Origin of the sequence: Profundibacter sp., assembly GCF_965277155.1 — a bacterium.
Lineage (GTDB): Bacteria > Pseudomonadota > Alphaproteobacteria > Rhodobacterales > Rhodobacteraceae > Profundibacter.
Map to the genome: position 1 here is coordinate 68,045 of NZ_CBDIBV010000014.1, position 20,058 is coordinate 88,102.

17 protein-coding genes and 1 pseudogene are annotated in these 20,058 nt (G+C 58.4%); 12 read left to right on the forward strand and 6 right to left on the reverse strand.

Going from position 1 to position 20,058, the window contains the following annotated elements; translation table 11 throughout:
* Positions 1–29: 29 nt before the first annotated feature.
* Positions 30–302 (forward strand): type II toxin-antitoxin system Phd/YefM family antitoxin, encoded by a 273-nt coding sequence (locus ACQY4M_RS21180; RefSeq protein WP_118943303.1) that lies wholly within the window; start codon positions 30–32, stop codon positions 300–302.
* Positions 302–613: a type II toxin-antitoxin system RelE/ParE family toxin gene (locus tag ACQY4M_RS21185; RefSeq protein WP_428548467.1), complete on the forward strand. Its 312-nt coding sequence runs from the start codon at positions 302–304 to the stop codon at positions 611–613. The genes ACQY4M_RS21180 and ACQY4M_RS21185 overlap by 1 nt, the downstream gene beginning before the upstream one ends.
* Before the next feature lie 16 nt (positions 614–629).
* Here the strand turns inward: ACQY4M_RS21185 and ACQY4M_RS21190 are convergent.
* Positions 630–923 (reverse strand): annotated as a pseudogene (locus tag ACQY4M_RS21190) (DNA methyltransferase); the annotation flags it as partial.
* Between the two features lie 65 nt (positions 924–988).
* Positions 989–2,215, reverse strand: a complete 1,227-nt coding sequence (locus tag ACQY4M_RS21195; protein ID WP_428539582.1) for an IS256 family transposase — start codon at positions 2,213–2,215, stop codon at positions 989–991.
* 367 nt (positions 2,216–2,582) lie between these two features.
* Here ACQY4M_RS21195 and ACQY4M_RS21200 point away from each other — a divergent pair, with 367 nt between their 5' ends.
* Entirely contained in the window at positions 2,583–3,626 is a 1,044-nt protein-coding gene (locus tag ACQY4M_RS21200; RefSeq protein ID WP_428539227.1) for an IS5 family transposase, read from the forward strand.
* Positions 3,627–3,689: 63 nt separating this feature from the next.
* On the opposite strand, the gene ACQY4M_RS21205 is transcribed toward ACQY4M_RS21200, so the two are convergent.
* A complete protein-coding gene (locus ACQY4M_RS21205) occupies positions 3,690–4,106 on the reverse strand; it encodes a hypothetical protein (protein WP_428548470.1) in 417 nt (138 codons plus the stop codon).
* Between the two features lie 175 nt (positions 4,107–4,281).
* Between ACQY4M_RS21205 and cobS the strand changes: the two genes are divergently transcribed.
* The 6 genes from cobS (at position 4,282) to ACQY4M_RS21235 (ending at position 11,870) form a co-directional block, all read left to right on the forward strand.
* Complete coding sequence (gene cobS, locus ACQY4M_RS21210; RefSeq protein ID WP_428548473.1) at positions 4,282–5,253, forward strand: cobaltochelatase subunit CobS; 972 nt, start codon at positions 4,282–4,284, stop codon at positions 5,251–5,253.
* Between the two features lie 397 nt (positions 5,254–5,650).
* Positions 5,651–7,525, forward strand: a complete 1,875-nt coding sequence (gene cobT, locus ACQY4M_RS21215) for a cobaltochelatase subunit CobT (RefSeq protein ID WP_428548476.1) — start codon at positions 5,651–5,653, stop codon at positions 7,523–7,525.
* A 41-nt stretch (positions 7,526–7,566) separates the two neighbouring features.
* Complete coding sequence (locus ACQY4M_RS21220; protein WP_428548479.1) at positions 7,567–9,339, forward strand: aminopeptidase P family protein; 1,773 nt, start codon at positions 7,567–7,569, stop codon at positions 9,337–9,339.
* Between the two features lie 33 nt (positions 9,340–9,372).
* Positions 9,373–9,846 (forward strand): metalloprotease, encoded by a 474-nt coding sequence (locus ACQY4M_RS21225; RefSeq protein WP_428548482.1) that lies wholly within the window; start codon positions 9,373–9,375, stop codon positions 9,844–9,846.
* A 94-nt stretch (positions 9,847–9,940) separates the two neighbouring features.
* Positions 9,941–11,167, forward strand: a complete 1,227-nt coding sequence (locus ACQY4M_RS21230; RefSeq protein ID WP_428539582.1) for an IS256 family transposase — start codon at positions 9,941–9,943, stop codon at positions 11,165–11,167.
* 361 nt (positions 11,168–11,528) lie between these two features.
* Positions 11,529–11,870 (forward strand): DUF427 domain-containing protein, encoded by a 342-nt coding sequence (locus tag ACQY4M_RS21235; RefSeq protein ID WP_428549038.1) that lies wholly within the window; start codon positions 11,529–11,531, stop codon positions 11,868–11,870.
* A 43-nt stretch (positions 11,871–11,913) separates the two neighbouring features.
* On the opposite strand, the gene ACQY4M_RS21240 is transcribed toward ACQY4M_RS21235, so the two are convergent.
* Both ACQY4M_RS21240 and ACQY4M_RS21245 read right to left on the reverse strand, forming a co-directional pair.
* Positions 11,914–12,105, reverse strand: coding sequence for a CDGSH iron-sulfur domain-containing protein (locus tag ACQY4M_RS21240; protein WP_118942099.1), 192 nt, complete (start codon positions 12,103–12,105; stop codon positions 11,914–11,916).
* Positions 12,106–12,177: 72 nt separating this feature from the next.
* A complete protein-coding gene (locus tag ACQY4M_RS21245; protein ID WP_428548485.1) occupies positions 12,178–13,866 on the reverse strand; it encodes a chloride channel protein in 1,689 nt (562 codons plus the stop codon).
* An 83-nt stretch (positions 13,867–13,949) separates the two neighbouring features.
* Between ACQY4M_RS21245 and ACQY4M_RS21250 the strand changes: the two genes are divergently transcribed.
* From ACQY4M_RS21250 to ACQY4M_RS21260, 3 genes are all read left to right on the forward strand, one after another.
* On the forward strand, positions 13,950–15,326 hold the full coding sequence (locus ACQY4M_RS21250) for an FAD-binding oxidoreductase (RefSeq protein WP_428548488.1): 1,377 nt from the start codon (positions 13,950–13,952) through the stop codon (positions 15,324–15,326).
* 282 nt (positions 15,327–15,608) lie between these two features.
* Positions 15,609–16,835 carry an IS256 family transposase gene (locus ACQY4M_RS21255; RefSeq protein WP_428539582.1) on the forward strand — a complete coding sequence of 409 codons (1,227 nt, stop codon included), beginning with the start codon at positions 15,609–15,611 and terminating at the stop codon, positions 16,833–16,835.
* A 99-nt stretch (positions 16,836–16,934) separates the two neighbouring features.
* Entirely contained in the window at positions 16,935–18,692 is a 1,758-nt protein-coding gene (locus ACQY4M_RS21260) for a helix-turn-helix transcriptional regulator (RefSeq protein WP_428548491.1), read from the forward strand.
* A gap of 103 nt (positions 18,693–18,795) precedes the next feature.
* Here the strand turns inward: ACQY4M_RS21260 and ACQY4M_RS21265 are convergent, their stop codons facing one another.
* Complete coding sequence (locus ACQY4M_RS21265) at positions 18,796–19,851, reverse strand: IS5 family transposase (protein WP_428542130.1); 1,056 nt, start codon at positions 19,849–19,851, stop codon at positions 18,796–18,798.
* Positions 19,852–20,058: the final 207 nt, after the last annotated feature.

A 20,058-nucleotide genomic window follows, 5' to 3' on the forward strand; every position in this document is an offset into this window, starting at 1 on the left:
TAATTAGGTGCGCAATCAGGAGCCAAGCCATGGATATCACCAAAGACATCCGCCCCCTTACCGAGTTCAAACGCGAGACTTCGCGCTTTGTGGCCCGCCTCAAGGAAACCGGCCGCCCGTCGGTGCTGACGGTGAACGGCAAGCCCTCGGTCGTGGTTATGGACGCCGCTGCGTGGCAGGACATGCAGGACCAGATCGACTATGCCCAGACCGTTGCAGGCATCCGCAAGGGGCTGGATCAGGCACGCGCTGGCGAAGGTGTTGAAGCCTCGGCCTTCTTTGACGATCTGTCCGCCAGCTGATGGCTCGCCAGTATCGCGTCATTGTTACGCCAAAGGCCGCCGATGATATCCGGCAGGAACATGCGTGGTTGCAGGAGCGCAATCCCCGTGCCGCCGACGACTGGCTGGCGGGCATGCGCAAACTGATCCTCGGCCTTGCCTTGATGCCGGAATCTCATGCGGTTGCCCCGGAATCCGCCGAGTTCGATGTTGAAATCCGCCGCGCATTATACGGGCGCGCCACCCGCTGGCGGGTGTATTTCACAATCATGGATGAGACGGTGCAGGTTTTGCACGTGCGGCATGGCCGCAGGAGCGATTGGCACCCCTGATCAGCTCATACATGCCTCAGCGCGGTTTTTTCGCCAGTTCGGCTGAGGTTTGATCTGTGCCTTCCAGCGTTGCCTGCTGCCCTGTAAACTGCTGCCAGCGCTCGACGGCGACATCGACGTAAGCCGGATTCAACTCGATCCCGAGGCAGACCCGCCCCGTGGTCTCGGCCGCGATCAACGTGGTGCCGGAGCCCATGAACGGCTCGTAAATCGCTTGTCCGGGGCTGGAATTATTCAGGATCGGGCGGCGCATGCAATCGACAGGCTTTTGCGTGCCGTGCACCGTATCGGCATCCTGATCCTTGTTGGGGTTGTGTCTCGAAAGTGGTGGAAATTGATTTCAGGCACCTCCGAGCGGGTTGAGTTATGCGCCGGTCAGGCGGCTTGGTCAAGGGTTGCGTCGGCGACGGGCTGAGCGAGCGTTTCCCAGCCATCGACCTTTCGCATGACGATCTGCCCCGAGGCCATCAGAGCCCAAAGCAGCATCGGCACGGTCTCGGCGCATGGCAGCACGGTCTGGGTCTTGATGCGGCGGCGGAATTCCTCGTTCAGGCGTTCGATCGCATTTGTCGTTCTGGCCGATTTCCACTGGCCTTGTGGCAGACGCGTGAAGGTGAAAAGCTTATCTCCTGCTTCTTCCAAGCTGTCAGCGACGGCCTTGCATTTCAGCCGCCATTTTCGCAGAAATGCCTTGCGGCGGGTGGCGATTTCCTCGGGTGTTTTGGCGTAGATCATGTCGCGGTAATCTTCTGTCAACTCATCATGCATACGCTTGGGTGCCTTGGCCAGAAGGTTGCGGTGCTTGTGCACCGTGCACCTCTGGATCGGCAGATCTTCACCCCAGAGGGCAATGAGAGCGACCTCAAGTCCCGGTGCCCCGTCCACGATGACAAATTCGGGCCGTTTCAACCCGCGCGCATCCAGATCGTTGATGAACTGACGCCAGGCGGAGGTGCTTTCGCCGCCCATGTTCATCAGTGATAACAAGACCTTCTGCCCATCCCGGCGCACGCCAATCGCGGCCAGAACCGAGATATTGGTGGCCTTCCTGTCAATCCGCGTTTTGATCACGGTGCCGTCCAGGATCAGCCGCACGATGTCTTCATCCGCAAGGCTGCGGGCGCACCACGCCTGCCAGTCCACCTTCACCTTGCGCCAGGCGCGGCTCACCACATCCTTGCTGACCGCCCCCTGAAACAGGCCGAACAGGGCGCGTTTTACCCGCCGTGTGTTGGTGCCCGAAAGGTAGACAGCAGCGATCAGCGCCTCGGCCTTCTTCGTCAGCCGCTGGTAGCGGGGCAATGCCTTCGAGCGCCATTCTCTGGCCTTGCCGGCCTCGCCTGTGATCCGCGCACGCGGCACGCGCACCGTTTCGGTTCCAAATGTTCCGACCAGTTGCCGCTCGCGATGCCCGTGGCGGTATCCGGCCTTTGCCCCGCCGCTGCGGCCATACCGGCAACGGCCCAGAAACTGCTCCAGCTCCTCTTCGAAAACCGCCTCGATCGTCGCGCGGATGTTCTGGCGCAGCCGGTCTTCAATCGGGTCATAGCCTGCTTCATTGGCCAGTAGCGCGGATGTCGATGTTGCTGTATTCTTTGTCATGGCGTGATCTCCTTGGCGGTTCCAGCCGCCGGTTGGGTGGCTTCGATGCACCCGGAGATTACGCCGTCCTCGAATTTCCACCAAACTCGCGACACTACCCAGAAGGTTTTTGGGGGCATTAGGTTTTGTTCCTTATTGTGAGGGCAGATCGTAATTTGCAATCAGAACCTCGCCGCGTTCACCGCGTGCTTCATTCTTCAATCCGATTGTGTAGGTGGTTTTGATCTGCGCGATATTGAACTGCCCAAAGGTTTCACGCACCCCTTCAACATCATTTATAGGGAACCTCTAAAAATCCCCCAAAATCCGGCCTGACGGGGTAGAATCGTCATCAGGATGAAAATGATTCGACCGACGGGGTTTTGTCATGGGTCAGATGGGATTTTTTGATCTTTCCAGCCGATACGCGGGACTGGACAAATCTGGTGATCCGCTGGTGTTGCTCAACGACATGGTGCCGTTCGAGGATTACCGGGACGAGCTGAAGGCCATATGGCGCACGCCGCCCGAACAGCGCAAATCCAACGCTGGCCGCCCGCCTTGGGATGAGGTGCTGATATTCAAGACGATGGTTTTGCAGCAGCTCTACAACCTCTCTGACGATCAGATCGAGTATCAGATCCGCGACCGCCTGTCGTTCATGCGGTTTCTCGGCCTTGGCATTGAAGACAGCGTACCTGACGCCAAGACCATCTGGGCCTACCGTGAAAGGCTGGCCGGGGCCGGGAAGATGAAGGAGCTGTTTGACAAGTTCGATGCCTTTCTGCGCGAAAAGGGCTATCTGGCGATGGGCGGGCAGATTGTTGATGCGAGCATCGTTCCGGCGCCGCGCCAGCACAACAAAAGGGACGAGAACGAGAAAATCAAGGCGGGCGAAACGCCTGAAGAGTGGGAGGAAAAACCCCACAAGAAGCGCCAGAAGGACGTGGATGCGCGCTGGACGAAGAAGCACGGCAAGAGCTATTACGGCTACAAGAACCACATCAATGTCGACCGGCGGCACAAATTCATCCGCGCTTATGATGTCACCGATGCCGCCGTGCATGACAGCCAGGCGCTTGCCGGTCTGATTGATGCGAGCAACACCTCATCGGACCTGTGGGCCGACAGCGCCTATCGCTCGCAAAAGATCGAAAGCGAGCTGGAAGAGCGGGGGCTTCACAGCCATATCCATCACAAGGGCAGGCGCGGCAAGCCGCTTGGCGAGCGCCAGCAAAAGGCCAACCGGAGGCGCTCGAAAGTGCGGGTCCGGGTCGAGCATGTATTCGCTTTTCAGGAGCGCTCCATGGGCGGCAAGCTGATCCGCTCCATCGGCCTGAAGCGGGCGCGATTTCGCATCGGGATGATGAACCTGGTCTACAACATGAAGCGCTTCGTCCAGTTCGAATGCGGCCTGGCGGCGCCGGGATAAGGGTTCATGGGGTGAGGTGTGCCTGAAATACCCAAAACCGGCTTGAAACCGGTGAAAATGGGTTTATGATCCGAAGCAATCAGGCGGGACAGGCGAAAAACCGTCCACCCCGCCGCGAAGAAGGCGAAAACGGGAATTTACAGAGGTTCCCAATACTACAGAAAGGTCATTCAGCACACCTTCTCCGCCCCAAAGCCCCATCACCAATACCGCCAACATTGCCCCGACAGCCGTCGCCAGAACCGCCCCCAGCGCCGCCAGCAACCAGCCCTTGCGCCCTTGCTGCCCGAACAGCGCGTAAAACAGCATACCGGCCAACCCCGCCCCGACAATAACAGGCAAGATCACCTCGTCCGCACTACCATAGCAACTGCTGAACGTCGTATAGCAATCGGACCAGACAAACCCGATCATCGAAAAATACCCCGCCAGCCCGATCACTACACCGGCCGCAATTACGCGTGTTTTTCGTTGAGGCATGTTGACGCTCCTTACTATTTACCCTGACAAACCAATACCGCGGGATTTAACAGTTTTCCCCCAGAAGAACAACAGGGAATGTGCAATTCCCCCCTGACGATCACTTGCACCTGCGGTAAAATTGTTGCACCAACCATTGTAAGCACTGAAAACGAAAAAGAAGCGGACCGATATCATGGACAGCACCACCAAACCCACCGAAGAAATTTCAGTCCGCGAAGTATTTGGCGTGGATACCGATATGCCCGTCAAAAAGTTCGAGGACCGCACCGACCGCGTGCCCGAAATCGACCCGACCTATAAATTCGATCCCGAAACCACGCTGGCCATCCTCGCCGGGTTTTCCCACAACCGCCGCGTGATCATTCAGGGCTATCACGGCACTGGCAAATCGACCCATATCGAACAGGTCGCCGCCCGCCTGAACTGGCCCTGTGTGCGCGTCAATCTGGACAGCCACATCAGCCGGATCGACCTGATCGGCAAGGACGCGATCAAACTGCGCGACGGCATGCAGGTCACCGAATTTCAAGAGGGCATCCTGCCCGCTGCCCTGCGCACCAACACCGCCATCGTGTTTGACGAATACGATGCGGGGCGTGCCGATGTGATGTTCGTGATCCAGCGGGTGCTGGAACATGACGGCAAACTGACCCTGATGGACCAGAACGAGGTGATCACACCGCACCCGTCGTTTCGCCTGTTTGCCACCTCGAACACTGTCGGGCTGGGCGATACCACCGGCCTGTATCATGGCACTCAACAGATCAACCAGGCCCAGATGGACCGCTGGTCGATGGTCGCGACGCTGAACTACCTGTCCCATGATGCCGAAAGCGCAATCGTGCTGTCAAAAAACCCGATCTACAACACCGATGCGGGCCGCAAGCAGATCAGCCAGATGGTAACGGTCGCTGACCTGACCCGCACCGCGTTTATGAACGGCGATCTGTCCACCGTGATGAGCCCCCGCACCGTGATCAACTGGGCCCAGAACGCCACGATTTTCCGCAACGTCGGCTATGCTTTCCGCCTGTCGTTCCTGAACAAATGCGACGAGTTGGAGCGCCAGACCGTGGCGGAATTCTATCAGCGTTGCTTTGACGAAGAACTGCCGGAAAGCGCGGCGAGTGTGAGTTTGGGGTGATGGGGAAAACCGCTACATTCCTGTTTCTCATTTGGTGCACTACAAACGTTGCTAGTGCTGATGTGCAGATATGTGGTCAGATAAGCCTTCAATATCCACGGGAGACAATTAACTGGGAAGATAAATCGCGAGACGGAGTTTTGGCCTATTGTATTCACGAGTCCGGAAAACTGCCTCGGGCTTTCAAAGCGCCAAATCTGCAGTCAGAACCCGTTCAGCCCATGAACTTCGGGTATCAGCATTCTCGGTTTCATGTGACTGCAAAAAGCATCGTCGTCGTGCAAGATAGCATATTTCTTGGTGTTTCCATTCCAAAATCTCCAAATTGTTCGAATTGGGTTGACCATTATGTATTGATGGAAAACTTATTCTGTCAATTCCGACCCGGACATGAGCCATGACCAAACCAACCGACAACCCAGCTGATCCGTTCAAAAAGGCGCTCGCCGAAGCCACCAAGGTAATGGCGGATGACCCCGAACTGTCGGTCAGCTTTACCGTGGACCCTCCGGGGGCCACGCCCGACACCGTGCGCCTGCCCCAAGTCACCCGCCGCATGACCCATGACGAGGTCTTGCTGGCCCGTGGCACGGCGGATGCCTTGGCCCTGCGCCACAAGCACCACGACATCGCCACCCACGCCCGCTATGCCCCGCAGGGCGAGTTGGCGCGCGGTATTTACGAGGCAATGGAGAACGCCCGTTGCGAGTCCGTGGGCGCGCGCGACATGCCCGGCACCTTGGGCAACATCGACGCCAAAATCGCGGACGAGGCGATGCGGCGCGGCTATGGCGAGATCACCGATCAAAGTGAAGCCCCGTTAAGCGAAGCCGCCGGTTATTTGGTGCGCCAGCTGGCCACCGGCCGCGATCTGCCCACGGATGCGCAAAACGTGCTGGACCTGTGGAAAGACTATTTTCAGGACAAGGCCGGCGGCACGCTTGAGACCTTGCAGGACATGCTGGCCGATCAGGCCGATTTCGCCCGTTTCACACGACAGGTGATTGCCGATCTGGGCTATGGTGATCAACTGGGCGATGATCCCGACGCCGAAGATGACAACAGCGACGAGCAGTCCGAGGAAAGCGACGAGCAGGACGACAACCCTGACAGCCAAGGGCAGGATGACGAGCAGGAAGAGGCCGAGGCATCCCCCGAGCAGTCGCAGGATGAACAGCAGGACCAGTCCCAGGCCAGCGTCACGATGGACGACATGGCCGATATGGAGCAGGGCGACGAGGCCGAATTGCCCGAGGGCGAGGCCCCGATGGACCCGCCGCCCCCTGCCCCCGTGTCCAAGGCCGATCCTGACTACAAGGTTTACTGCACCGATTTCGACGAGGAAATCCGCGCCGAGGATCTGGCCGAACCCGCCGAGCTGGAACGCTTGCGGGCCTATCTGGATCAGCAACTGGAACCGCTAAAGGGCGCGGTTTCACGGCTGGCCAACAAATTGCAGCGCCGCTTGCAGGCGCAACAGAACCGTGCGTGGGAATTTGATCTGGAAGAGGGTATTCTGGACGCGGGCCGTCTGGCGCGGGTGGTGGCGAACCCGACGACTCCGCTGTCGTTCAAGATCGAAAAAGACACCGAATTCCGCGATACCGTGGTCACCCTGCTGATCGACAACTCCGGTTCCATGCGGGGCCGTCCGATTTCCATTGCCGCGATCTGTGCCGATGTTCTGGCCCGCACGCTGGAACGTTGTCAGGTCAAGGTGGAAATTCTGGGCTTTACCACCCGGGCGTGGAAAGGCGGGCAAAGCCGTGAAAAATGGCTGAACGCGGGGCGCGAACAGGTGCCCGGCCGTCTGAACGATCTGCGCCATATCATTTACAAGGCGGCGGATGCCCCCTGGCGCCGCGTGCGGCCCAATCTGGGGCTTATGATGAAAGAGGGCCTGCTGAAGGAAAACATCGACGGCGAGGCGCTGGAATGGGCGCACCGGCGCATGGTGGGCCGTCCAGAGGCACGCAAAATCCTGATGGTGATTTCCGATGGCGCGCCGGTGGATGATTCAACCCTGTCGGTTAACCCCGCGAATTATCTGGAAAAACACCTGCGCGACGTGATCGAGATGGTCGAGAAGAAAAAGCTGGTGGAACTGCTGGCAATCGGCATCGGCCATGACGTAACGCGCTATTACGACCGCGCGGTGACGATCACGGATGTAGAACAACTGGCTGGTGCGATGACCGAACAACTGGCCAGCCTGTTTGACAGTGACCCGCGCGCACGGGCACGGGTGATGGGGATCAGGCGGGCGTCCTGACGCGCGCAGCAGGTATTTTTAGCAAGAAGAAGGGGTGAAGGATGTTCCAGAGTTTCGAGGTGACATCGACGCCCGAAAAGGGGCCAAAGCGGCTGGCGCAGTTGCGGGGTGAAATTGCCCGCGAAGGGCTGGACGGGTTTCTGGTGCCGCGTGCGGACAGGTTTCAGGGCGAATATGTTACCCCTTGTGATGCACGGCTGGCGTGGTTGACAGGGTTCACCGGCTCGGCGGGATTTTGTGCTGCACTGATGGATCGGGCGGGCGTGTTCGTAGACGGACGTTATCGCACGCAGGTGAAATCGCAGGTCGATCTGGCGTATTTCACTCCGGTGGACTGGCCGGAAACTACGCTGGCGGACTGGTTGAAACAGGCGTTGCCCGATGGCGGCAGGGTTGGTTTTGACCCGTGGTTGCATACCAAGGGCGAGATGGAGAAACTGGCTGATTGCGGTGTGGAACTGGTGGCCATGGATAATCTGGTGGACCGGATCTGGGCGGACCGACCTGCACGACCCAGCGGCAAGATCATGGACTATCCTGTTGAATTTGCCGGGGAAACATCCGGGGCCAAGCGCAAACGCATTGCCGCGGATATAAAAGATGGTGGTTCGGAAGCAGCCGTTTTAACGCTGCCCGACAGCATTTGCTGGCTGCTGAACATTCGCGGCAGCGACATCGAGCGCAACCCCGTGGTGCAGGGTTTTGCTATTCTGCACGCGGACGGGCAGATTGATCTGTTCACCGATCCCGCCAAGGCCGAGGGACTGGCGCTGGTCGTGCAGCCTTGGGAGGCATTTGAACCAGCCCTCAAGGCGTTGCAAGGCATAGTGCGGGTTGATCCCGATACGGCTCCGGTGGCCGTAAGTGATATATTGCAGGGCGCGGGTATCGAGGTGCAACACAAGACAGACCCCTGCATCCTGCCCAAGGCCTGCAAGAATACCACCGAAATTGCCGGCACCCGCGCGGCGCATTTGCGTGACGGGGTGGCGATGGCGAATTTTCTGGCCTGGCTGGACGATGCCGCGTCCAAAGGCGGGCTGACCGAAATCGAGGTGGTGAAAAAACTGGAGGGGTTTCGGCGCGACACCAACGCCCTGCGCGACATCAGCTTTGAAACCATCTGCGGCGCGGGGCCGAATGGGGCGATCATCCATTACCGCGTTACAGAAGAAACCAATCGCGAGATCCGCAAAGGCGAATTGCTGCTGGTAGACAGCGGTGGGCAATATCTGGACGGCACCACCGATATCACCCGCACCATAGCCGTTGGTGATGTAGCGGACGAAGAAAAGGCGTGCTTTACCCGTGTATTACAAGGCATGATTGCCATTTCCCGTGCGCGGTTTCCAAAGGGGTTGGCAGGGCGTGATCTGGATGCGCTGGCACGTTTCCCGCTGTGGCTGGCGGGGCAGGATTACAATCACGGCACCGGTCACGGCGTGGGCACCTATCTTTCGGTGCACGAGGGGCCGCAACGGATTTCCAGGGCCTCGGATGTGCCCCTTCAGGCGGGTATGATCCTGTCGAACGAACCGGGATATTACCGTGAAGGCGCCTTTGGCATCCGCATTGAAAACCTGATTGTGGTGCAACCCGCCCCTGCCCTGCAAGGTGCGGATGATCGCGATATGATGGCATTTGAAACCCTGACCTATGTGCCGATCGACAAACGCCTGACCAAACCGGATATGTTAAGCAGTGGCGAGCGGGACTGGCTGAACGCCTATCACGCGCAGACCCATAAAATGCTGTCCCCCCTGGTGACGGAGGAAACCCTTGACTGGTTGACCCGCGCCTGTGCGCCCTTATAACGAAACGGATTTTTTATGATTTGGCGGGTTTGAATGTTCGGCAGCAGTAAAGTTATTTTCGAGTTTCGCGGCTTCTTCGGGGTGCCGGTGCATATCGGTTCCAGCATCCTTCTGCTGGTTCTGCTGTTCCTGTCCTTTGGCACCAGTGCCGCACAATTGCTCTACAATGCAATCTTTCTGGGGCTGATCATCGGATCGATCTACCTTCACGGACTGGGCCACGCATGTGCCACATTGATTCAGGGAATTCCTGTGCGCCGGATCATGATTTATGGCGGCGGCGGATTTTGCGAACGGACCCGCTCAGCCACACCCAGACAGGAAGAACTGATCGTGGCGATGGGGCCGATTGTGAACCTGACCATCTGGGCGGTGGCATCCCTGATCTGGCCCTATATGCCGGAAGGGCTGTTGATGTGGGCCGTGAACCTGCTGGCCTGGATCAACCTGTTTTTGGCAATTTTCAACATGATCCCGGTGCAACCATTGGACGGGGGCAAATGGTAGTGTCGCGAGTTTGGTGGAAATTCGAGGACGGCGTAATCTCCGGGTGCATCGAAGCCACCCAACCGGCGGCTGGAACCGCCAAGGAGATCACGCCATGACAAAGAATACAGCAACATCGACATCCGCGCTACTGGCCAATGAAGCAGGCTATGACCCGATTGAAGACCGGCTGCGCCAGAACATCCGCGCGACGATCGAGGCGGTTTTCGAAGAGGAGCTGGAGCAGTTTCTGGGCCGTTGCCGGTATGGCCGCAGCGGCGGGGCAAAGGCCGGATACCGCCACGGGCATCGCGAGCGGCAACTGGTCGGAACATTTGGAACCGAAACGGTGCGCGTGCCGCGTGCGCGGATCACAGGCGAGGCCGGCAAGGCCAGAGAATGGCGCTCGAAGGCATTGCCCCGCTACCAGCGGCTGACGAAGAAGGCCGAGGCGCTGATCGCTGCTGTCTACCTTTCGGGCACCAACACACGGCGGGTAAAACGCGCCCTGTTCGGCCTGTTTCAGGGGGCGGTCAGCAAGGATGTGGTGAGCCGCGCCTGGCGCAAGGTGAAGGTGGACTGGCAGGCGTGGTGCGCCCGCAGCCTTGCGGATGAAGACATCGTGCGGCTGATCCTGGACGGCACCGTGATCAAAACGCGGATTGACAGGAAGGCCACCAATATCTCGGTTCTGGCCGCGATTGGCGTGCGCCGGGATGGGCAGAAGGTCTTGTTATCACTGATGAACATGGGCGGCGAAAGCACCTCCGCCTGGCGTCAGTTCATCAACGATCTGGATGCGCGCGGGTTGAAACGGCCCGAATTTGTCATCGTGGACGGGGCACCGGGACTTGAGGTCGCTCTCATTGCCCTCTGGGGTGAAGATCTGCCGATCCAGAGGTGCACGGTGCACAAGCACCGCAACCTTCTGGCCAAGGCACCCAAGCGTATGCATGATGAGTTGACAGAAGATTACCGCGACATGATCTACGCCAAAACACCCGAGGAAATCGCCACCCGCCGCAAGGCATTTCTGCGAAAATGGCGGCTGAAATGCAAGGCCGTCGCTGACAGCTTGGAAGAAGCAGGAGATAAGCTTTTCACCTTCACGCGTCTGCCACAAGGCCAGTGGAAATCGGCCAGAACGACAAATGCGATCGAACGCCTGAACGAGGAATTCCGCCGCCGCATCAAGACCCAGACCGTGCTGCCATGCGCCGAGACCGTGCCGATGCTGCTTTGGGCTCTGATGGCCTCGGGGCAGATCGTCATGCGAAAGGTCGATGGCTGGGAAACGCTCGCTCAGCCCGTCGCCGACGCAACCCTTGACCAAGCCGCCTGACCGGCGCATAACTCAACCCGCTCGGAGGTGCCTGAAATCAATTTCCACCACTTTCGAGACACAACCGCAAATTGTTTCATTTGTTACTACTGCGCTTTACATCACCGGGCGTGGCCACACGGATTGCCGGCGGGGTTGGGCTGGTGATTTCCGTTCTGTGGATCCCCGCGATGTATCTGGCCTATACAAAAATGGGTTTTTTGCTGTTTTTCTTTCCGCCTATTGGCCTGCATTGGCAAATGTTACGGCGCAAAATTTAAGCGCAAGCCGGAAAAATTTCGCCTGCACGGCTTTGGGACGTGCAAATCGCCTAATAGATGTGTTAGTGTCTGCTCTCACTCAACAAGATAGGGCGCAGCACATGTCGGAACATATCAAGATTCACAAAGCAAATGGCAAATGGGTGGTGCGCGCAGGCGGGGCGATTCTGGGTGAAAGCACCAATGCATTAAAGTTGAGTGAAGGTGATATGAAACCGGTGATCTATTTTCCGCGTAAAGATATTGCGATGATTTTTCTGGATGAAAGCGATCAGAGCAGCCACTGTCCACACAAGGGCGATGCACGCTATTATTCGATCCAGACCAAAAGTCTGGTGCTGGAGAATGCGGTTTGGTCTTATGAAAACCCGATCGAATCCGTGGCGCAGATCAAGGGTTATCTAGCCTTTGATCCGGCGCAGGTTACCGTCGAAGAACTGTAATAGCGTGCCCCGCACATGGTGCGGGGCCTCTCTGTTTCACAAGCTATTCGTCACTCCAGCCGTTTTCCTTGTGCGATCCATCACAAAAGGGTTTGTTGGCCGACATGCCACAGCGGCACAGGGCGGTCATCGCCTTTTCCTCGGCCACGGTGCCGTCGGGCAGTACGATCGTTTTGCAGTTTTTCACGATCAACGGGCCATCCTTGCGGATTTCGATACGGGTTTCTTCACTCATTGTTTGCGTCTCCTGTTTGCTGTTCAAAAACAGCCTAGCTGTTTTCAGCAACTGGCGATAGGGGCGCACCGGTTACGAATGTTCCTCGGCCGCCGTGGCTGCCAGCGCCTTGTTATAGGCCTTTAGCGCATCCACCTGAAACAACGCCCCCCACAGTTCGGGCGAATCCGCCTCGCTGCCCAGCGTCACCACGGGGATAAAGGCGTGCGCGGTGCTCTCGAAAATCGGCATCGCTTGTTTCAGGGTGGCATTACCGTCGATATAAACCCCCTGCCCGATCAACTCCCAACAGGCATCATCCGAGGGTGCGCCTTCGGTTCCCTTGGCCCGCATCACACTGGCCACACCGCACATCGACAATAGATACGCCTGCGGGCCTGCCGACAGATGCACGCCCTTGCGCTCTAACAATGTCAAAAAGAACGACCGATCCACAATCCGGCTGGCCAAGGCTGTGGACAGCGACACGGCCACCATCACCGCGATCCCTGTTTGCCAGTCGCCGGTCAGCTCGAACACGATCAGCGTGGTGGAAATCGGCGCGCCCAATACGGCGGCCGCGACCGCCCCCATGCCCGCCAGCGCATAGATGGTTTCGGATCCCGACACATTTGGAAAGATCGAGGTCGAGATCAGCCCGAACGCAAGTCCTGTCAGTGCGCCAGTCATCAGCGACGGGGAAAAGATGCCGCCACCCATCCGGCCTGCCATGGTGATGGCCACTGCCACAACTTTAACCACCGCAAAAATCATCGCCTGATACAGCAGCAGATTGCCGGTCAACGCCCGCGATGTGGTTTCATAGCCCACCCCGATAATATGCGGAAAGGCAATCGCAATCGCCCCCAGCATCGCACCGGCCACAGCGGGACGCAGCCATCCGGGCATATGGGTGCGTTTTTGCACATAGTTGCCCAGATCATCGGCCCAGAAAACCACCTTCATCAGCGCCACAGCGACAAGGCCACTGACCAGCCCCAGGATCATAAAGGCGGGTAATTCCACATAGAATACCAGTGACCCTTCGACCGGAACGGTAAATTCGGTGACATCGCCCAGATGTATCCGGCTGATCACCGTGCCTGCCACGGACGCAATCACGATCGGCGCAAAGGCATGCACCGCAAAGTGGCGCAACACCACTTCCAGCGCGAACAGCGCCCCTGCGATTGGCGCGTTGAAAGAGACTGAAACCGCCGCAGCGACCGCACAGCCCAACAGATCACGCCCCGTGATACCGTTTGCATGTATGCGGTTCGACACCCAGCTGGAAATTACCGAGGCCAGATGCACCACCGGCCCTTCGCGCCCGCTGGATCCGCCCGAGGCCAGCGTGATCATCGAGGCGATCGCGCTGGCGATGCCCTCTTTCTGTTCGACCCGCCCTTCGTTCATTGCGGCCCCTTCGATCACATCGGCAACCGAGCGCACCACCCCATCATCGGTATAGCGGTTCAGGATCAGCCCCACCACCAACCCGCCGGCAATCGGGATCAGCAGGATCCAGTACCAGTGCAGGGTTTCGGCAAAACTGTGCAGCAGATGCAGGTCCTCGGCCCCGTAGAGCCAGCTTTGCAGCGCCGAAATCCCTTTGCGAAACCCCAGCGCCGCATAGCCCGATGCAATTCCGATAATCAGCGCGATGAACCAGAACTGCACCTGGCTGGGGCCTTTCTGGCGTATCACGCGCAGCCCAGTGCGGAGGGCTTGTAACCCTTCGCCCAACTTCTGGGTAATCAGTGTTCTTTCTTCATTCAGCACAACCAGCGCCCTATCTGACAAATCCAGGGTTTAACCCTGCGTAACCTTGGCCTATCTTGCACCAAACAGCTTTGAGGCCCGCAATGACCATCCAAACCGCAATCACCGCTTTGACCACTGTTCTAGGGGATCGCCTTAGTCTGGCCAAGCCCGATCTGGACGCCCATGGCACATCCGAAACCCATTTCACCCCAGCCCCGCCCGACGCGGTGGCCTATCCGGTGAATACCGACGAAGTTTCGCAGATCGTGAGGATTTGTAACGAACATGACTGCCCCGTCATTCCCTATGGCGCAGGCACCTCGCTTGAGGGGCACACATTGGCGGTGAAGGGCGGTGTGACAATTGATCTGGCCCGTATGAATCGCCTGCTGGCTGTGAACGCCGAGGATATGGATGTGGTAATCCAGCCCGGCCTGACCCGCGAGGAGCTGAACACGGAACTGCGCACAACCGGCCTGTTCTTTCCGGTTGATCCCGGTGCCAACGCCACCCTTGGCGGCATGGCCAGCACGCGGGCCAGCGGCACCACGGCGGTGCGTTACGGCACCATGCGCGACAATGTTCTGGCGCTTCAGGTGGTTCTGGCCGATGGCCGCATCATCCGCACCGGCAGCCGGGCGCGCAAATCATCGGCGGGTTATGATCTGACCGCGCTGTTTGTCGGCGCCGAGGGCACCCTTGGCATCATCACCGAACTGACCCTGCGCCTACACGGCCAGCCCGAGGCGATTTCATCCGCCGTCTGTTCGTTTGACGACATCGGCAATGCGGTAAACGCGGTGATCGCCACCATCCAGATGGGCATCCCGATGGCGCGGATCGAATTCATCGACGCCGACACCACGCGCGCCTGCAATGCCTATTCCGGCACCGACCTGCCCGAGGTGCCGCATCTTCTGGTGGAATTTCACGGGTCCGACGCGGGCGTGGCCGAGCAGGCCGAACGCTTTGGCGAAATCGTGCAGGATATGGGTGGCACCGGTTTCAAATGGTCTGCCAAGACCGAAGAACGCAACGCGCTATGGGACATGCGCCACAAGGCCTATTACGCCTGCGTTGCCCTGCGCAAAGGGGCCACCGCCGTTGTCACCGACGTCTGCGTGCCGATTTCCCGCCTTGCCCAAGCGGTCGAGGAAACCCGCGCCGACATCGCCGCCAGCCCCATTCCGGGTCCGATCCTTGGCCATGTCGGAGACGGAAATTTCCACGCGATCCTGTTGGTGGAACCGGGCAACGATGAGGAAATGAAAGTCGCGAAAAATCTGTCAAACCGCATGGTAGAACGCGCCTTGGAAATGGGGGGGACAGCCACCGGCGAACATGGCATCGGCATGGGCAAGCTAGATTATATGCAGGCCGAACATGGCGACGGTTGGCAGGTTATGGGTGAAATCAAATCGGCGCTGGACAGGAATGGCACTCTAAATCCCTCAAAGGTTGTGCCATCCAGCAATTAGATTCCCTTTAACGTGCTGTTACTACAACAAAACACTGTGTTTCCGGTTCACAAGTTGGAGCAATTTGATAAGAATGGTACTCTAAAGCTATAAATTAGAGATTTTTCCCTGAGTAATTTGCATGCGTATATTGTCTTTCCGCCATAATGAACCGGAAAGACAATTGTGCAAGTTTGGTTTGGGGGTAGTGTCGCGAGTTTGGTGGAAATTCGAGGACGGCGTAATCTCCGGGTGCATCGAAGCCACCCAACCGGCGGCTGGAACCGCCAAGGAGATCACGCCATGACAAAGAATACAGCAACATCGACATCCGCGCTACTGGCCAATGAAGCAGGCTATGACCCGATTGAAGACCGGCTGCGCCAGAACATCCGCGCGACGATCGAGGCGGTTTTCGAAGAGGAGCTGGAGCAGTTTCTGGGCCGTTGCCGGTATGGCCGCAGCGGCGGGGCAAAGGCCGGATACCGCCACGGGCATCGCGAGCGGCAACTGGTCGGAACATTTGGAACCGAAACGGTGCGCGTGCCGCGTGCGCGGATCACAGGCGAGGCCGGCAAGGCCAGAGAATGGCGCTCGAAGGCATTGCCCCGCTACCAGCGGCTGACGAAGAAGGCCGAGGCGCTGATCGCTGCTGTCTACCTTTCGGGCACCAACACACGGCGGGTAAAACGCGCCCTGTTCGGCCTGTTTCAGGGGGCGGTCAGCAAGGATGTGGTGAGCCGCGCCTGGCGCAAGGTGAAGGTGGACTGGCAGGCGTGGTGCGCCCGCAGCCTTGCGGATGAAGACATCGTGCGGCTGATCCTGGACGGCACCGTGATCAAAACGCGGATTGACAGGAAGGCCACCAATATCTCGGTTCTGGCCGCGATTGGCGTGCGCCGGGATGGGCAGAAGGTCTTGTTATCACTGATGAACATGGGCGGCGAAAGCACCTCCGCCTGGCGTCAGTTCATCAACGATCTGGATGCGCGCGGGTTGAAACGGCCCGAATTTGTCATCGTGGACGGGGCACCGGGACTTGAGGTCGCTCTCATTGCCCTCTGGGGTGAAGATCTGCCGATCCAGAGGTGCACGGTGCACAAGCACCGCAACCTTCTGGCCAAGGCACCCAAGCGTATGCATGATGAGTTGACAGAAGATTACCGCGACATGATCTACGCCAAAACACCCGAGGAAATCGCCACCCGCCGCAAGGCATTTCTGCGAAAATGGCGGCTGAAATGCAAGGCCGTCGCTGACAGCTTGGAAGAAGCAGGAGATAAGCTTTTCACCTTCACGCGTCTGCCACAAGGCCAGTGGAAATCGGCCAGAACGACAAATGCGATCGAACGCCTGAACGAGGAATTCCGCCGCCGCATCAAGACCCAGACCGTGCTGCCATGCGCCGAGACCGTGCCGATGCTGCTTTGGGCTCTGATGGCCTCGGGGCAGATCGTCATGCGAAAGGTCGATGGCTGGGAAACGCTCGCTCAGCCCGTCGCCGACGCAACCCTTGACCAAGCCGCCTGACCGGCGCATAACTCAACCCGCTCGGAGGTGCCTGAAATCAATTTCCACCACTTTCGAGACACAACCTGGGGGGTTTGGGGGCATAGGGTAACGCGCGACATGGTCAAAAATACGGGTATAATCAACAGCAAGACTCCGCCCGGTGTCCGCGATGATGTGATTGACCGCCTGTACGAAGTGGCCATGGACCCCACCCGTTACGAGGAACTACTGGACCATTGGGAAGACATGATCCGGCCTTTGCGCAAAGGCGCGAACGGCACCTTGGTCAATGTTGATCTGGATGCGGAATATGTCAGCCATTTCACCCGCGCCGACAGGTTTTTGGAGAAACTTGATGAAAACCCGTCTGCCGAAAACCATTTGTCGAATGTGGACAAAGCCGCAGCATTCCTGATTGGGCGGAATTTGCGGATTGTTGATGTAAACTATCCTGCCGAACAGGTACTTGGGGTGGAAAAGGGCGACAAGCTGTCTGATCTGCCCATAGAGCCGGATGATCTGGCCGCACTGGAAAAACAGGCCGCCGCCATGCTGATGAGCAATAGCGAAACGGCTGCCGTATTTCGCGCCCGTATGACAGACAACAACCGTTTGGTGGTGTTCCAGTTGCAAACCCTGCGGCAGGAAAACGAGCCTCCTCTGGTGGTTGCGATCACATCCGAAGTCAGCTGGCCCGAGGGGTTTGACACCTTGCTGAATTCCGCCTTTGGCCTGACAACTGCGGAAACCGGCGTGGTGCGCGGGCTTGCCGAATGTCAAAGCCTGCGTGAAATCGCAGATGCACGCGGGCGGTCTGTGGATACGGTACGGGCGCAACTGAAATCGGTTCTGGGCAAAACCGAAACCCGTTCGCAAACCGAACTGGTCCGCCTGACCCTGTCGATGATGGACATCGCCAGTTACACCGAAGACACCGCTGCACAGGTTTCGGGCGAAAGCACAGGCACCCATAATCTGGAGCCGCGCCCCTTTCATGTGCTAACCCTGCGGGACGGGCGGAAAATGGATTACCTGATTTTGGGTGATCCCAAGGGGCGCCCGCTGTTCTTTTTACCCCAGGACTATGGATTGGTGCGCTGGCCTGCATCGGCCGAAACCACGGCTGCAAAAAGGGGTCTGAAAATCATCGTCCCCTTGCGCCCCGGATACGGGAATTCCTCGCCTTTTCCGAAGAAAAAGGAATTGGGACCAACCATCGCGAATGATTTTGTACAATTGATGGACCATCTGAAAATTGACCGCTGCCCGATGGTATCCTTGGGGTCGGACGTGTTTTATTCCGCCTATTTCCATCAAGCCCACCCTGAACGTATCAGCGCTGTTATCGCCTGTTCCGGGACTTTCCCGCTGGACCGCTCCGCACAATATGAACGTATGGATAAATGGCACCGATTCATTCTGGCAGGGGCCAGATATACCCCCCATCTGTTGCCTTTTATGGTCAAAGCGGGGTTTTCGCTGGCCCGCCGGTTGGGAAAACGCGGCTTTGTGCATGCGGTCTATGGTGGCTCTGACGCGGATGTGGCAACCTTTGAAAACCCCGAGGTTTTCGAGGCGATGGTCTGCGGATCCGAGGTTTGCCTGTCAAAGACACACAGCGCCCACAAATCTTTTGCGATGGAGGTCATCGCGCAGGAAACGACCAATTGGGCGCCGGTTCTAGAGAACCTTCAGGGGTCGGTTCCGGTGCATTATCTGAACGGATTGCAAGACCCGCAAGTTCCCGCCCAAACCCTGCGCGAATTTCAGGAAAAATACCCGTGGATAAATTTTCACACTTATGAAGATGCCGGCCAATTGGTTTTCTTCCTGAAATGGCCGGAAATCATTCCGCTTATCGAGAAATATTTGTAAAAGACCTCTGCATGAGGCCATGGCTTTCGGTTGAAGCAAGATTTCGGCCGCCCACCTTGCGCCCCTGCGGGTCCGGCGGACAGACGGGTGGCGGGGTTTGGGGCTATGCGATTGCGGGGGTTTGCGGGTTGAGGGTGATCCTGTTTGCGGCCTTGAGCAGGTTTTGCGCGATGGCGGCCATGACCATCTGGGCATGCACCCTGGCGCGCCCGAAATATCTCGCCCGCTGCAGGCCGAAGAGGCGTTTCATCGTGCCGAAAGTCTGCTCGATGCGGAAGCGGCGTTTCGAAATCAGCCGGTTGAAGCGTTTCTCCGATTGCCGCAGGGGGCGGCCGCGCGCTGCCTTGCGCAGGATGCCGTCGCGGTATTTGCCGCGCAGCATCTGGCGGTTGGCCTTGCTCGCATAGGCCTTGTCGGCCAGCACCCGCTGCGCCTTTGCGCCCGCGATCATGGTGGCGAATTCGGGGCTTTCGGCGGCATTGGCGGGCGTGGTGTGCACCTTGTCGATAAAGCCCTCTTCGTCGCAGCGGGCAAAGCCCTTGTAGCCGAGCGTGCTCTTGCGGCCCTTCTTGACCCAGCGGGCATCAGGGTCGGCGCTGAAATGCAGCTGTGCCCCGTCGGGTGAGACCTCGGGCGGATCATCCGGCGTCCCTTCCCTTGCCCCGTCCTCTGCCCGGTCCTCTGCCCGGTCCTGCGGGGCGTCGATATGGGTGCGCGGGCGCGCCGCCGCCGCGATCAGGGTCGCATCAATGATCGCCGCCTCAGCCTCTTTCAGCTTCAGCCCATGCGCCTCGATCTGGCGGCAGACCTCGGCCAGCAGCTCATCGTAAACGCCACCCCGGACCAGCGCATTGCGGAACCGGCAGTGGGTCGTCTCATCCGGCACCGACGCGTGCAGATCGAGCCCGCAGAACAGCATGAAATCCAGCCGCACCTTCAAGGCCCGCTCCAGCTTCGGGTCGCTCAGCCCGTGCCACTGGCCAACCAGAAGACACTTGAACAGAACCAGCGGATCATAGCCCTGAGGCCCGATCCCCGAGCGCCCCAGACCGCGCCGCAGGATCGGCAAAAACGAGTTCCAATCCATCAGCGCGTCGATCTTCGACAGAACGTCATCCGCGCCGATCCGTGCCGCCGCTTCGTGCAGGAAAAGGTCCATCTATTCACCCCAGAGATTTCCCGGCTAGCTTACCAAAACGGCCAACCCGGGGGAATCCCGATGTTATGCAGAGGTCTTTGTAATATTATCATTGTTTACCCCATATGGGGTATGACGACACATGCCAAACCGGTGCAATCTGTATTCATTGAAATACGGTGAACAGGTTACTCGCTGCAAACCCTAAATTCTTTTTGAATGCGCCAT